At 72.6% G+C, this 13,517-nt stretch carries 14 protein-coding genes; 6 read left to right on the top strand and 8 right to left on the bottom strand.

The window, feature by feature from the left end; genetic code table 11:
• The first annotated feature begins 70 nt into the window (after positions 1 to 70).
• Positions 71 to 1,270, top strand: a complete 1,200-nt coding sequence (locus tag AB0J66_RS01325) for a PP2C family protein-serine/threonine phosphatase (protein ID WP_364654667.1) — start codon at positions 71 to 73, stop codon at positions 1,268 to 1,270.
• Here AB0J66_RS01325 and AB0J66_RS01320 read toward each other — a convergent pair.
• Positions 1,267 to 2,178 (bottom strand): alpha/beta hydrolase, encoded by a 912-nt coding sequence (locus tag AB0J66_RS01320; RefSeq protein WP_364654665.1) that lies wholly within the window; start codon positions 2,176 to 2,178, stop codon positions 1,267 to 1,269. The two genes, AB0J66_RS01325 and AB0J66_RS01320, sit on opposite strands and share 4 nt — an antisense overlap.
• Positions 2,179 to 2,188: 10 nt before the next feature.
• Entirely contained in the window at positions 2,189 to 3,337 is a 1,149-nt protein-coding gene (locus AB0J66_RS01315) for a phytanoyl-CoA dioxygenase family protein (RefSeq protein ID WP_364654664.1), read from the bottom strand.
• Between the two features lie 72 nt (positions 3,338 to 3,409).
• On the opposite strand from AB0J66_RS01315, the gene AB0J66_RS01310 reads away from it, so the two are divergent.
• The gene (locus AB0J66_RS01310) at positions 3,410 to 4,435 is read left to right on the top strand and encodes a LacI family DNA-binding transcriptional regulator (RefSeq protein WP_364654662.1); all 1,026 of its coding nucleotides are present in this window, start codon (positions 3,410 to 3,412) and stop codon (positions 4,433 to 4,435) included.
• Here the strand turns inward: AB0J66_RS01310 and AB0J66_RS01305 are convergent.
• Positions 4,432 to 5,115 carry a TetR/AcrR family transcriptional regulator C-terminal domain-containing protein gene (locus AB0J66_RS01305; protein WP_364654660.1) on the bottom strand — a complete coding sequence of 228 codons (684 nt, stop codon included), beginning with the start codon at positions 5,113 to 5,115 and terminating at the stop codon, positions 4,432 to 4,434. The two genes, AB0J66_RS01310 and AB0J66_RS01305, sit on opposite strands and share 4 nt — an antisense overlap.
• Before the next feature lie 82 nt (positions 5,116 to 5,197).
• Between AB0J66_RS01305 and AB0J66_RS01300 the strand changes: the two genes are divergently transcribed.
• Complete coding sequence (locus AB0J66_RS01300) at positions 5,198 to 6,511, top strand: MDR family MFS transporter (protein WP_364654659.1); 1,314 nt, start codon at positions 5,198 to 5,200, stop codon at positions 6,509 to 6,511.
• 426 nt (positions 6,512 to 6,937) lie between these two features.
• On the opposite strand, the gene AB0J66_RS01295 is transcribed toward AB0J66_RS01300, so the two are convergent.
• From AB0J66_RS01295 to AB0J66_RS01275, 5 genes are all read right to left on the bottom strand, one after another.
• Entirely contained in the window at positions 6,938 to 7,525 is a 588-nt protein-coding gene (locus AB0J66_RS01295; RefSeq protein ID WP_364654658.1) for a hypothetical protein, read from the bottom strand.
• Positions 7,522 to 7,683 carry a hypothetical protein gene (locus AB0J66_RS01290; protein ID WP_364654657.1) on the bottom strand — a complete coding sequence of 54 codons (162 nt, stop codon included), beginning with the start codon at positions 7,681 to 7,683 and terminating at the stop codon, positions 7,522 to 7,524. The genes AB0J66_RS01295 and AB0J66_RS01290 overlap by 4 nt, the downstream gene beginning before the upstream one ends.
• Before the next feature lie 734 nt (positions 7,684 to 8,417).
• Positions 8,418 to 9,899: an MFS transporter gene (locus AB0J66_RS01285; RefSeq protein WP_364654655.1), complete on the bottom strand. Its 1,482-nt coding sequence runs from the start codon at positions 9,897 to 9,899 to the stop codon at positions 8,418 to 8,420.
• Between the two features lie 134 nt (positions 9,900 to 10,033).
• Positions 10,034 to 11,116: a lysylphosphatidylglycerol synthase transmembrane domain-containing protein gene (locus AB0J66_RS01280; protein ID WP_364654653.1), complete on the bottom strand. Its 1,083-nt coding sequence runs from the start codon at positions 11,114 to 11,116 to the stop codon at positions 10,034 to 10,036.
• A 164-nt stretch (positions 11,117 to 11,280) separates the two neighbouring features.
• Positions 11,281 to 11,472, bottom strand: a complete 192-nt coding sequence (locus AB0J66_RS01275) for a hypothetical protein (protein WP_364654651.1) — start codon at positions 11,470 to 11,472, stop codon at positions 11,281 to 11,283.
• A 174-nt stretch (positions 11,473 to 11,646) separates the two neighbouring features.
• Here AB0J66_RS01275 and AB0J66_RS01270 point away from each other — a divergent pair, with 174 nt between their 5' ends.
• From AB0J66_RS01270 to AB0J66_RS01260, 3 genes are read left to right on the top strand one after another with little or no spacing between them, the layout of a single operon-like run.
• The gene (locus AB0J66_RS01270) at positions 11,647 to 12,231 is read left to right on the top strand and encodes a TetR family transcriptional regulator (protein WP_364654649.1); all 585 of its coding nucleotides are present in this window, start codon (positions 11,647 to 11,649) and stop codon (positions 12,229 to 12,231) included.
• Between the two features lie 21 nt (positions 12,232 to 12,252).
• Complete coding sequence (locus AB0J66_RS01265) at positions 12,253 to 12,669, top strand: TSUP family transporter (RefSeq protein ID WP_364654648.1); 417 nt, start codon at positions 12,253 to 12,255, stop codon at positions 12,667 to 12,669.
• Positions 12,670 to 12,679: 10 nt separating this feature from the next.
• Positions 12,680 to 13,471 (top strand): PHP domain-containing protein, encoded by a 792-nt coding sequence (locus tag AB0J66_RS01260; protein WP_364654647.1) that lies wholly within the window; start codon positions 12,680 to 12,682, stop codon positions 13,469 to 13,471.
• Positions 13,472 to 13,517 lie beyond the last annotated feature (46 nt).

Genomic DNA, 13,517 nt, shown 5'->3' with positions numbered 1-13,517 from the left:
CCACCTCGGCACTCTTCTATTCATCCTCATGACCGGCTGTCACGAGGATTCTTCTCCGGGGGGAGTTGCCATGACTGAGAACATTCTGGCCGTAGCGCCACCGATCGCGCCGGACGACGCCGCGCTGCGCCGCAGCCGGATGCTGCTGCGGGCGAGCGAGTCGCTGTCGGTCACCGCCACCACCGACGACGTCCTGCTCATCGTGCCCGAGCTGCTCAAGGCGGCGCTGGGGGCCACGCACGCTGAGGTCCTGCTGCCCGGCGGCCCGCGCCGGGGCGCCGTGTCCGACCGGTTGGCGGCGACCGCGATGCGCGATCGCCGCGCCCGCTACTACGAGAGCTTCATGGACGTGACGCTCGAGCACCCCACGCTGGCCGAGGACCTCGAGCGCGACGGCTGGCAGGCCGCGGTCTGCGCGCCCCTGCCGGACGCCCTGGGCGCGCTGCTGCTGGCCTGGAACGAGCCGCAGACCTTCTACGTGGCCGACCGGGCGGTCATCGCCACCCTGGCCCTCTACGTGGCCCAGGCGCTGGAGCGGGCCGGCCGGCACGACTCGCGCACCGCGATCACCGACACGCTGCAGCGGGCGATCGAGTCGCGGCTGCCGCACGTCGACGACTTCGAGCTGGCCGCCTACTACCGGGCGGCCGATTCGCACCGCCAGGTCGGCGGCGACTGGTACGACGTGATCCCGGGCGCCAACGGGCGGCTGGCCCTGGTCATCGGCGACGTGGTGGGGCACGACACGGCGGCCACGGCCCGGATGGGCGAGCTGCGCAACATGCTGCGGGCCTACCTGGTCGACCGCCGGGAACCCCCGTCGGCGCTGCTTCGCCGGCTGGACGCGGCCAACTTCGCGCTCGGCGAGCCGGCCATGGCCACCGCCGTGGTGGCCTTCCTCGACCGGGCCCCCGGCGGCGGGTTCCGGCTGCGCTGGTCCAACGCGGGCCACCCGCCGCCGGTGCTGATCTCCCCGGCCGGCCAGGTGCGGCCGCTGACCGGCAACGACCTGCTGCTGGGAGCGCGGCGGGGCGCGCCGCGGCACACGTACACGGCGCCGCTGGAGCGCGGGTCGATCGTCCTGCTGCACACCGACGGGCTGGTCGAGAGCCGGGAGCGGGTCATCGACGAGGGGTTCGAACGGCTCTACGGCAAGCTGCGGATCCGCAACGCGGGGCCGCCGCGCGACCTGCTGGCCCGGGTGGCCAAGGAGATGACCACCGACCGCGCCGACGACGTGGCGATGCTCGCCGTCCGCATCCCCCGCTAGGCGTCGCGCAGGAAGGCCGCTCCCTGCTCGACGGCGGCCCGCGTCGCCGGCCGGTCCCGCAGCGGGGTCAGCGACGCGAAGTCGTGCACCATGCCCAGCACCCGGACCGCGGTGGCGTCCACGCCCGCGTCGCGCAGCCGCGCGGCGTACGCCTCGCCCTCGTCCCGCACGGGATCCGCCTCGGCGCCGATGATCAGCGCCGGCGGCAGGCCGGCCAGGTCCTCGTCCGTCGCTCGCGACGGCGACAGGGTCGGCTCGACATGGTGCGCCCGGTCGTCGCCGTACTGCTCCCAGTACCAGCGTACGGCCTCGTGGGTAAGCAGGTAGCCGGAGCCGAACTCGCGGTGCGACGGCTGCTCGCAGCCGATGTCGAGCAGCGGGTAGAACAACAGCTGGGCCCGGATGCGCGGACCGCCGCGCCGCTTGGCCATGAAGGTCAGGGCGGCCGCCATCGTCGCCCCGGCGCAGTCCCCGGCGACCATGAGGTCGCCGCCCATCGTCTCGCCGACCCACACCAGCAGCGCGTAGATCTCCTCGACGGCCACCGGGTAGCGGGCCTCGGGCGTCCGGGTGTACTCGGGGACGACGAAGGTCTTCCCGCTGAGCCGCGTGAGGTCGCTGATCAGCTGCCAGTGGGTCCGCGCGTCGCCGAGCATCCATTTGCCGCCGTGCGCGTAGACGACCACACCGGTGCTCTTGTGTTCCGGCTCGAAGACCCAGTAGCCGACGAGACCGGACGGGCCCGTCTGGGCCACCCGGTACTCGGCCGACACGGCCGGATCGGGCTGCGGCGGGCCCTGCGACTCCAGCAGCGCCTGGCGCCCGTCCTGCGGCCCGATCTCGTGCAGGAACGGCGGGCCGGCCGACGCCTCCACGAGGCATCGCACCACCGGGTCGAGAACCGTCACCCGAGAATCATCACACCCGCCGCCGGGATCCCGCCGACAGGGCCGGATCTTCCTTCGCCCGCCGCCGCTCGTGATGCGCCCGCAACCCGGCCGCGAACCGGTCCTCGGGCCAGCCTTCGGCCAGCGCCTGCCGCACGAGTTCGGCCTGGGTCTGTGGCGCCAGGCCGCCGACGGGCTGGTCGCGGTCGAGGTTGGTGGGGAACGCATAGCCCTCGGCCGAGGCGGCCACCACGTTGCCCGGGTCGGCCAGCCTCCGCAGCGCCGGATAGAGGGCGAGGCACATCGCGACCCGGTCGACGGTCTCCATGGCCCGGCCGAAGGCCGACGAGATCTGCAGCAGGTTCGCCATCCGGCGTACGTCCGCGGTGTGGTTGGTCCCGGCCCCGTGGAACAGCGCCGGGTTGAAGAAGGCGGCGTCGCCCTTGCTCAGCGGCAGCTGCACGTAGTTGGCGTCGAAGTACTCGGTGAAGTCGGGGCGGTGGAAGGCCAGATAACCGGCCGGGTACTTCTGCGAGTGGGGCAGGTAGAGGGTCGGGCCGGTCTCGACCGGCATGTCGACGTGGGCGACCGCGCCCTGCAGGGTCAACACCGGCGACAGCAGATGTACGTGGAGGGGAAAGCGTTCCGCCTGCTCGCGCGACATGAACCCGAGGTGGTAATCGCGGTGCGCCACCTGGGCCCGGCCGCCCGGGTTGACCACGTTGACCTGCGAGGTGACCTGATAGCCGGAGCCCAGCCAGGCGTCACAGACCAGGGCCAGCAGGTCGTTGTCGTAGTAGGCGGCGAACGCCCCCGGGTCGCGGACGGCGAACTTGTCCAGGGCGCCCCACACCCGGTCGTTGGCGCCCGGCTTCGCGAAGTGGTCCCCGCCGGCCACCCCGGCCGCCTTCTGCTCGGCGATCATCGCGGCGAAGACGGCGGTGGCCCGGTCGACCACGGCGGGCTCGAAGGCGCCCTTGAACACCACGATGCCGGGCCCGTCCATCAACGCTTTCGCCAATTCGGCGCGGGCGGCCCGGCGATCCTGGTCCAGCAATTTCGTTCCGTAGATCAGCACGTTGCGCTCGACGGCGTCGGCGAGCGGGTAGTCGGCGGGGTCGGTGGTCTGCTCGACGACCGCCCGGAAGTCCTCCAGGCTGACGTCCGTCCATGTAGTCATGACCTCACGCTAGGTTTTTTCGGGGTCGCCCCGGGGTTGTGAACGCCTCAAAAGCGCCTCAGGCTGGACGGCATGCGGCACCGCTACCGGATCCGGGAGATCGCGGCGCAGTGCGGCCTGAGCGCGGCCACCGTCGACCGGGTCCTGCACGAGCGGGGCGGGGTGCGCGAGAGCACCGTCCTCGAGGTGCGCCGGGCCATCGACGACCTGGACCGGCAGCGCTCGCAGCTCGCGGTGGGCGGCCGTACCTTCCTGATCGACCTGGTCGTGCAGGCGCCGGCCCGCTTCTCCGCGGCCGTGCGGGCGGCCCTGGAGGCGGCGCTGCCCGACCTGCGGCCGGCCGTCGTGCGGGCCCGTTTCCACCTGCTGACCAGCCCGGGCGTGCCGGAGCTGCTGCGGGTGCTGGACCGGCTGCGCGGCTCGCACGGGGTGATCCTCAAGGCGCCCAACGTGCCCGGCGTCATCACGGCCGCCAACCGCCTGGACCGGCAGGGCGTCCCGGTGGTCACGCTCGTCACCGACCTGCCGGCCAGCCGCCGCGTCGCGTACGTCGGGGTGGACAACCGCGCCGCCGGCGCGACCGCGGCCTATCTCATCGCGCAGTGGCTGGGCCCGGCGCCGGGCGAGGTGCTGGTGGTGCGCGGTCACGGCTCGTACCGCGGCGAGGACGAACGCGACGCCGGTTTCCGGGCCGAGCTGCGCTGCGGCGACCGCCGGGTGGTCGAGGTGATCGACGAGGAGGACAGCCCCTCGGCCGTGCACTCGGCCACGAGGGCCGCCCTGGCCGCGCATCCCGGCCTGGTCGCGGTCTATTCGATGTACGCGGGAGCGGGCGGCACGACCGCGGTCATCAACGCCTTTCGCGACGAGGGACGCTCGTACGCCGCCTTTATCGCCCACGACCTCGACGCCGACAACACCCCGCTGCTGCGCCAGCGCCGCATCTCCGCGGTGCTGCACCACGACCTGCGCCGGGACCTGCGCGCGGCGTGCCGGGCCATCCTGCGCGCCCGCAAGGAGCTGCCCGGCACACCCTGGACCACCCCGTCGGCCATCCAGGTGATCACACCGTTCAACGCACCGCCGGTCGAGCTCTAACGGCTGCGCTCGAACCCGTCCAGCAGCCAATCCAGCCCCTCATCGAAGCCGTCGTCGCCGGGTAACAGCGCCGACCGGCCCGCCGCGGCCACGTGCGGCAGGTCGCCCTTCCCGGTCAGATCGGCCAGGTAGGCGTCGGTCGATTCCCGCCACTCCTGTTCGGACAGCTGGTCCCGCCGGCGCGCCGCCGCCTCCTGCCCGGCCCGGGTGACATAACCCCAGAGGTACGTGTCGACGGCGCGCAGCAGCCGCGTCGCGCGCTCCGGCGGCAGACCGAGCCCGGCGATCGCCTCGAACGACTGCTCGGCGTGGCGGGCCGCGTTCGGCCCGATCGGCGCCCGGGTGCCGAACACGCTCATCACCCACCGGTGGCGCCGGCCGACCTCGATCTGGCGGTACAGGACGGCCTTGAGCGCCGACCGCCAGTCGTCGCCCGGAATCCGATCGACCAGCATCTCGCCCAGCACGTGATCGACCATCAGGTCGACCAGGTCGTCCTTGCGCCCGAAGAACGAGTAGAGGCTCATCGGCCGCGCCGACAGCTCGGCCGCGAGCCGCCGCACCGAGACGGCGTCGAGCCCCTCCCGGTCGGCGAGCTCGACCGCGCGGCTCACCACCGTCTCCAGGGTGAGGCGTTCCGGCTTGGAGGCGGCCTGCCGGGTCCAGATCGGTCCAGTCACCGCCCGATCGTAACGGTGTACGGCCCGCGATACGGTGTATCGTCTCGCGTACACCGTATCGTTTCGTCTTCGGGGGGCATGGATGTACCGAGGTCTGCTCGCGCTTCTGCTGGGCGTGTTCCTGGTCCAGATGGACTCGACGATGGTCAACATCGCGCTGGAAACCCTGATCGGCGCCTTCCACGCCGACCTGGCGACCATCCAGTGGGTCAGCACGTCGTACCTGCTGGCCATGGCGGCGATGATCCCGGTCGCGGGCTGGGCCGTCGACCGCTTCGGCGACCGGGCGGCGTGGCTGAGCTCGCTGGCCCTGTTCACCCTCGGCTCGCTGCTGTGCGGCCTCGCCTGGTCGGCGCCGAGCCTCATCGCGGCCCGCGTCGTGCAGGGCCTCGGCGGCGGCCTGATGATGCCGCTGTTCCAGACCATCGTCGCCCGCCGCGCCGGCGGCCGGCCACTGGGCCGGGTCATGGCCGTCATCGGCGTGCCCCTGCTGCTCGGCCCGGTGCTGGGCCCCGTGCTCGGCGGCGCGCTGGTCGACGGCCCCGGCTGGCGGGCCATCTTCCTGGTCAACCTGCCGATCTGCGCCGTGGCGGCGTGGGCGGCCGCCCGCGCCCTGCCCGCCTCATCCGCCGCGCAGCCACCCCGCCCGGACATGCTCGGCCTCGCGCTGCTCTGCCCCGCCCTGGTCGGCCTGGTCTGGGGCCGGCCGTTCTCCACACTCCTCGGCGGCCTGCTGCTCGCCCTATTCATCGCGCACGCGCTGCGAGCACCCGCCCCCGCGGTCGACCTGCGGTTGTTCCGCAGCCGCGACTTCACCGCGGCGTCCCTGCTGATGCTGCTCGCGATGGTCGCGCTGCTCGGCACGATCCTGCTGATCCCCCTCTACTACCAGCAGGTCCACGGCTTCACCCCGCTGCACGCGGGCCTCCTGCTGGCGCCGAGCGGGATCGGCTCGGCCCTGTCGCTCACCTACGCCGGGCGTCTCATCACCCACTTCGGCGTACGCCCCGTCGCCGTCACCGGCGCCCTACTGCTGACGGCCGTCGCCGTCGCCTTCACCCAGCTCACCGCCGCCACCAGCCCATGGACCCTCGGCGCGCTCGTCGCCCTCAGCGGCCTGGGCTTCGGCGCCGTCCTGGTGACCGCCCAGTCCCGCGTCTACGGCGGCCTGCCCCGCGCGTCGGTGCCGCACGCCACCACCGCGGTCCGCGTCTTCCAGCAGGTGGGCGGCTCGCTCGGCGTCGCCGTCCTGGCCTCGTCGTGGCAACGCAACGCCCCCGCCTTCGGCCACACCTTCTGGTGGGCGGCCGGCGCATCGGCCTTGGCGCTCGGGCCGGCCCTGATGTTCCGCAGCTCCCCACAGCCGGCGCCGGCCCCGACCGAAGTCACGGCCTGACGCCCGCCCAATCCCCCTGCGGCGGACTCACCCATCGCGGCCCACCGAATCCGAGCGCAGCCGGCTCCGCCACGAATTCGCCGGCGACGACACCGCTCTGGCCGTCGGCTAAATCATCCCAGTGAGCCAGGCAACCCATCGGCCGGCCGGCGGCAGCGTCGGCCGGCCAGCCGGTGGCGCGGAAGGCGCGCTGGCTGGCAGTTCCCACGTCAGTGGCGACGTGGTCGCCACCTGTCTCGGCGGCGAGCTTCTCCCCACGTCCCGGCGACGGCTGGTTCCAAGGGCCTCGTCCCGTACCGCCGCCCCTGTCCTCGGCGGGCCGCCACTGGCCGGCACGACCCTGCCCTTGCAGCGGTCTTCCGTCCACGCCGCGAGCGGGTGGCCGCCGATCCGCCGGAGCATCCCCGCAACCGCCTCAAACGGCCCTCAGCCCACGCCGTCAGCGACCTCACGACGCAAGAAAGCCAGAAACTCCAGCAGGTTTCCGGCCACCTGCGTCACGCCCTCCACGTCGTACGCATCGCCAAGTTGGGCGCCGCCCGAGAGCCGCAGAACCACCGCACCTCCTCGGCCCGACGAAGCCGCGTCCCCCCTGCCCGCCGGAACCCCGTCCCCCATGCCCGCCGGAACCCCGTCCCCCATGCCCGCCGGAACCCCGTCCCCCATGCCCGCCGGAACCCCGTCCCCCATGCCCGCCGAAGGCGCATCCTCGCCACCCACCAAGGCCGCGCGCTCTGGACTTGCTGAAGGCACGCCTTGTCCGTCCGCCAAAGCGAAAAGGGCTCCGCTGCCGTCGCTGCCGAACACGGCTATGGCGCGGCCGTCGGTCAGTCGACGGGGATGGCCCTGGTCCTCACCCGGCAGCGGCGGTCGGTGGATCCAGTAGCCGGGGCCGATGTCCGGCAGCCGCACCTCGGCCACGATGCGGTGGAAGGACAGCAGGTCGGCCGGCAGGGCGTCGCCGTGGAACTCGATCAGGGCGGCCAGTTCCGCGGCGGTGGCGGGGCCGCTCACTTCGTGCTCGCCGGGCGGAAACCCGTGACGCGGCGGAAAACGCTCAGCAGCGCTGCCATGTCTCGGCGCAGGTCGGTGCGCCATTGCTCGATCCAGGCGTCACCAGCGGCATGATCGTCGGCGGGATCCGGGGCGGGGCGGCGATGGCGCGCGTCCACGCCGCCTACTCGCGCGCGCCCGAGCGCAGGTCAGGCCCCGCGATCGGGACGTGAGGCACGGCGATTCGGGTGTCATGCCCAGCGGCCTGCATGTCGTGCCCTGCGGCTTGCGTGTCGCGGGCTAAGGCTCGCGTATCGCGGGCTGCGGCCTGCATGTCATGCTTTGCGGCTTGCGTGTCGCGGGCTAAGGCTCGCGTGTCGCGGGCTGCGGCCTGCATGTCATGCCCTGCGGCTTGCGTGTCACGGGCTGGGGCGTTGGGCGGCTCGGGATTTGGGGCGGGTGTCGCGGAGAACGGGCCCGGCGGGTACTGGTCGGCCGGGAGGAAGGGGCCGGGGTAGGGGCCTCGGGGTGGGAACGGGCCCGGTGGGGTGGCGCGCTTCCGGTGGGTGCGGACGGCGCGGGTGATGGCCACGGCCGCGGTGAGGGCCAGGGTGGCGGCTACCAGAGCTACGACGAGGTAGGTGCGGTGCTGGGGCACGTCGCCTCCTCGGTGGATCTGTGGTGGCGAGACTCTACCGCGGCGGGGGGCTTGCATTGAACCCGTTCGACGGATGGAGGGGTGGGGGCGGTCCGGAGGGTGAGTGGGCAGCGGCGCGAAAGGCGCGCTGCGGCCGGGCCGTGCACGCAGGTCGCGGTGGAGGGGCGGGTGGAGTGTGCTTGCTTCTGGGTGAGAGGGGACGCGTACCGCCGAAAGCCGCGACGCGACGAGACGCCGCGGCCTTCGCAGGAAGCGTCAGTGGCGGTGGGTGAGGTGGAGTTCCTCGGGCTCGGGCGGGAGGTCCTGGACGCCGGCCTCGACGGCCTGCTCGTGGCGGCGGTGGGCCGCGGGGAGGGCGAGCGCGGCGGCGACGGCGAGGACGGCCACTCCCGCGCAGACGGCGAAGCCCATGGTGAAGGCCTTGTCCGTGGGCAGGCCCTGGGCGGTGGTGTGGGAGGAGATGACGGCGGCGACGACCGCCGTGCCGATGCTGCTGCCGATGGTGCGGGCGATCGTGTTGACGCTGGACGCCTCGCCGGTCTGGGCGGCCGGGACGCTCTCGATGATGGCGTTCGACATGGCCGAGAAGGCCAGGCCGATGCCGGCGCCGGTCAGCACGCCGGACGCGACGACCTGCCAGAGCTGGCCGTGGGCGAAGGCCGGCAGGGCGAACGCGGCGACGACCGAGCAGGCGCCCAGGAACATCGGGAGCTTCGGGCCGAACTTGCGGTTGAGCAGGCCGGCCAGCGGGCCGAAGAAGACCATCATGACGACCGTCGGCAGCAGGAACAGGCCGGACTGCGCGACCGACTTGCCGAAGCCGTAGCCGGTGGCCGCGGGCAGTTGCAGCAGGGTGGGCACGAGCAGGAACGTCCCGAACATGGCGAAACCGAGGATCAGGGCGACCAGGTCGGTGGCCCAGACGCCGCGCAGGCGCATCAGGCGCATGTCGACCAGCGGCTCCTTGACCCGGAGCTCGACCAGCACGAACGCGATCAGCGTGACGACGCCGAGGATGAGCAGACCGACGGTCTTGCCGTCGCCCCAGCCCCACGACTGGCCCTTGCTGATCGCCAGCAGCAGTGACACCAGGGAGACCGACAGGATCACCGTGCCGACCACGTCCAGCTTGCCGGGCGTACGGACCGGGGACTCCTTCATGCCGAAGACGGCGCCCAGCAGCGCGATGACCACGAGCACTAGCGGCAGCCAGAACAGCCAGTGCCACGACAGGTGCTCGACGATCGGGCCGGCGCCGACGATGCCGACACCGGCGCCGACACCGAAGATGGCTGAGAGCAGGCCGACGATGACGCTGACCTTCTCGCGCGGGAGCTCGTCGCGGACGATGCCGATGGAGAGCGGCAGGATCGCGCCGGCGGCGCCCTGCAGGGCGCGGGCGACGATCAGGACGGCCAGGTTGGGCGCGAGCGCGGCCAGCAGCGTGCCGGCGGCGAGGGCGGCCAGGACGCCGATGAGGACCTTGCGCTTGCCGGCCATGTCGCCGAGGCGGCCCAGCACGGGCGTCAGCACGGAGGCCGACAGGAGGTACGCGGTGATGACCCAGCTGACGTCGCTGGTGTCGGCGCCCAGATCACGGCCGATGGTGGAGAGCGCGGGCGCGACCAGTGACTGCAGCACGGCGAAGGCCAGGCCGCCCAGCGACAGGTAGAGCACGAGCATGGTGCCGGCTCGACCACCCGGCGGCGGGAGCGGCTCCTCGATGATTTGCGACATGGGGACCCCGTACGGAGATGTAAACGGATGCTGACTTAACTCATTATGGCCCTCGAGGCCACTAAGTCAACAATTGCTTACGTCACACTGCGTGGAGTGGGGAGATGGGCACGATGCGGCGCGCCCGCGTGGGATCAGGAGGCGGCGGGGAGACTTATCGGCGACCGGAGCGGCGCGGCGGGCCGACGGCGGCTGATCTTCAGGTAGGCGCCGAGGCCGATGGGGAGCATCAGCCAGAACGAGATGATGCGGTAGCCGAGGACCACGGCGGCCGCCGCGGCCTCCGGAGCGCCGGCGGCCAGGAAGCCGGCCAGCAGGCTCGCCTCGATGAGACCGATGCCGCCCGGGGTGATCGGGATCTGGCGGACGATCTGCACCGCCATGTAGACGGCGGTCAGCTGCAGCGCGCTCAGCAGGAAACCGCACGCCTGCGCGACGGCGATGAGGCAGGCGAGGTCGAGCGACCAGTTGAGCACGGCGAAGCCGAGGGCGGCGGCCCAGTGCCTTGCTTGCACGGCGCGCGCCTCGCGCAGCATGCGGCGAGCCGTGTCAATCGTATTGCGGCCGAGGCGGCGCAGGTACGAGAGGCGATGCGACCGGACCCCCGAGCCGGCAAGGGGCGATCGCGAACCCACCTCACCGATCACGAGAGCGCCGGTCGCCGGAACGCCACGCAACCGGATGCCGGGACCGGGCGCCACAATGACCTGCGCCGAGGCGGCGGGCTGACGTACGCGGACGACCAGAGCAACGACGGCCGCAAGGGCGACCAATCCGCCGCCGAGCTCGGCCGTATACGCGGGAGCGAGACTCAGCAGCGCCGGAACGCCTGTGGTGCCCAGATACAGCAGTACAAGGCCGGCCACGGAGGCCACGCCGGAAAGGACCACGGCGGTGGCGGCCGCACTGGCCGAAGCCCCGCGCCGGCGGAACTGCTGAAGGGCGAAGGCCGCGGACATCGCCGACCCCGCCGGAAGCACCGACCCCATCGCCGTACGGCTGAAGGTGACCGCAAGCGTGTCGCCCAGGGTGAGCCGAGTCCCGAGCGCGGACAGCAGGGTCCGCTGCTGCAGACCGAATGCGGCCTGCGACAGGAGCTGGGCGCCGACGGCAGCCGCGAGCCAGCGCGGGTCGGCGTGGGCCAGCACGGTGACCACCGAAGCCGGGTCGGGGATCCGGCCGCGGAGCGCGATCACCACCGCCGCCGCGGCGACCACCCACAGCAGAACGCGAAACAGCGGCCACCATCGGGCGGCGCTGCGGGGCGCCGGCTCCGCGGTGCGCCGGCGAGCGCGTGGGGACCGGCGGTGATGGCGCGCTGAGGCGACGCAGGCCCGCGCGCTCGGCCGGCGGCGTTGCCTCGTCGGCCGGACGCGCACCTTCATCGGAAGCGGACCGGCGAGGCCGGTGGGCGGGCCGCGCGGCGGGCGCGCCAGTAGTGGGTCGCCGCCGCGGCCATCGCCACCGACGCCGCCAGGGCCACGGTCGCCGCGTACAGAACGGACAGCGGCGGGACGGCGAGGTCGGTGTCCGGAGAGGGAAGGTTGGCCCACTCCTCGAACGCGTGAGCCATGGCATCCTCCGAGCTAAAAGCAGTAGTAAACGTGCATTGACTTGAACCTAGACCTCCCGCGGCGCGACGAAACAGTCAGTGAGCCATGGATCACAGAGATCGGCTTTGTCATCGCTCGTTTACCCTGCCCCGGCGGGCGCGTTACGCTCCTATGACGAGCGAAGGAGCAGGTCCGTGACGGCTGGGCAAGAGACGGCACCGCGGCGGCGGGACGCGGCGAAGACCCGGCTGCAGTTGCTCGAGGTGGCTCGCTGCCGCTTCGCCCGCCAGGGGTACGCGACGACGACCGTCCGCGACATCGCCGACGACGCCGGGGTGAACGTGGCGCTGATCAGCCGCTACTTCGAGTCGAAGGAGGGGCTGTTCAAGGCCTGCCTCGACACCGCCTTCACCGAGATCCGCAAGGACGCCGACCAGGTCACGCCGGGCAACATCGCGGCCGTGATGGCCCGCAAGCTGATCGGCGCCGAGGACTCGCCCCGCCGCCAGGAGGGGCTGCTCCTGCTGCTGCGCACCTCGGGCGACGAACGCGTCGACGAGATGCGCCGCGATGTCCTGCGGGCGGTCAGCGAGCGCCTGGCCCGGGCCACCGGTGACCCGACGGCCCTGCTCCGGGCCGAGATCGTGCTGTCGGCGATGCTCGGCATCACGATGATGCGCTCGTCGCTGCGGGTCCAGCCGCTCGCCACCGCCACCGAGGAGGAGCTGCTCGCGCCGCTCTCCGATCTGATCAGCGGCCTGCTGGGGCCGGCCAGGTAGCCCCGCCGCCAAGGTGGCGAGATGTCGGTCATAGCGCCGATCGCCCTGCTGGTCAGCCTGCTCATCGGGGCGGTCGGAGTCGGCGGGGTCGGGTTGCCGCCGGCCCTGACCTGGTTCGCCGGCTTCGACCCGCACACCGCGGCCGGCACCGGCGGGCCGGTGTTCCTGATCCCGGTGCTGCTGGCCCTGCGCGTTCCGGCGGTGACGGCCGTGGCGGCCGGGCAGGTGATCCAGCTGCCGCTCGTCGGGTTCGCCACAGCGGCGTACGCCTCCCAGGGGTTGGTCGTTCTCCTCCAGGGAACGCTCATCGGTGTGATCGCCGCGGCCGGGGTCGTGGTCGGCGCGCGGCTCGCCCTGCGCCTGCGGCAAGATCAGCTGCAGCGCATCACGTCCGCGGCGTTGATCATCCTGGGGGTGGTCGTGCTCGCCGTCGCTTGAGAGGACAGCAATGACCCTGCAACTCCCCGCCGACAACCACGTCCACAGCGAATGGTCCTGGGACGCGGGCCGGCGAGGCGCCGACATGGTGCAGACCTGCGCCCGGGCCGTCGAGATCGGCCTGCCCGCGCTCGCCTTCACCGAACACCTCGACCTCACCGCCTGGGTCGACTTCACCGCCCCGCCCCTCGACGTCGACGGCTACCTGGCCGCCGTCGACCGTTGCCGCACCCGCTTCCCCACCCTGCGCATCCTCACCGGCCTCGAGCTCGGCGAGCCCCACTGGCACACCGACGCCGTGGCCAAGCTCCTGGCCGGCGGCGACTTCGAACGCGTCGTCGGCTCCCTGCACACCGTCCCCGTCCCCGGCGGTCTGGCCGAGACCGGCCCGGCCTTCGCCCGCCGCCCCGCCGCCGAGGTCGTCCGCGACTACCTCCTCGAGATCCCGAACCTCGTCGCCGGCTCCGACGCCTTCGAGGTCCTGACCCACATCGACTACACCGCCCGCAAATGGCCGGCCTCCGAGGGCCCCTTCGACCCGTACGCCTTCGAGGACGAGTTCCGCCTCGCGCTGCGCTCCCTCTCCGCCAGCGGCCGCGCCCTCGAAATCAACACGACCGTCCCCCTGAGCCCCGTCATCCTCGGCTGGTGGCGCGACGAGGGCGGCCAGGCGGTCACCTTCGGCAGCGACGCTCACAACCCTGACGAGCTCGCCCGCGGCTTCACCGACGCGGTGGCGATGGCCGACGCGTACGGCTTCAGGCCGGGCCCCCGCCCGTACGACTGGTGGTCGCGCGCCTAGCTCTCCATCACCTCCGCTTCGGGTGCCGCTGTGCACATGGTGGATA

It is taken from the genome of Actinoplanes sp. NPDC049598 (assembly GCF_040675435.1).
Classification (GTDB): Bacteria; Actinomycetota; Actinomycetes; order Mycobacteriales; family Micromonosporaceae; genus Actinoplanes.
This window is presented reverse-complemented; position numbering and strand designations above follow the sequence as displayed.

What these genes read in the sequence shown, in the direction of transcription:
- AB0J66_RS01325 (WP_364654667.1), top strand. Translation starts at nt 71, where the DNA reads ATGACTGAGAACATTCTGGCCGTAGCGCCACCGATCGCGCCGGACGAC.
- AB0J66_RS01315 (WP_364654664.1), bottom strand. Translation starts at nt 3,337, where the DNA reads ATGACTACATGGACGGACGTCAGCCTGGAGGACTTCCGGGCGGTCGTC.
- AB0J66_RS01310 (WP_364654662.1), top strand. Translation starts at nt 3,410, where the DNA reads ATGCGGCACCGCTACCGGATCCGGGAGATCGCGGCGCAGTGCGGCCTG.
- AB0J66_RS01300 (WP_364654659.1), top strand. Translation starts at nt 5,198, where the DNA reads ATGTACCGAGGTCTGCTCGCGCTTCTGCTGGGCGTGTTCCTGGTCCAG.
- AB0J66_RS01285 (WP_364654655.1), bottom strand. Translation starts at nt 9,899, where the DNA reads ATGTCGCAAATCATCGAGGAGCCGCTCCCGCCGCCGGGTGGTCGAGCC.
- AB0J66_RS01275 (WP_364654651.1), bottom strand. Translation starts at nt 11,472, where the DNA reads ATGGCTCACGCGTTCGAGGAGTGGGCCAACCTTCCCTCTCCGGACACC.
- AB0J66_RS01265 (WP_364654648.1), top strand. Translation starts at nt 12,253, where the DNA reads ATGTCGGTCATAGCGCCGATCGCCCTGCTGGTCAGCCTGCTCATCGGG.
- AB0J66_RS01260 (WP_364654647.1), top strand. Translation starts at nt 12,680, where the DNA reads ATGACCCTGCAACTCCCCGCCGACAACCACGTCCACAGCGAATGGTCC.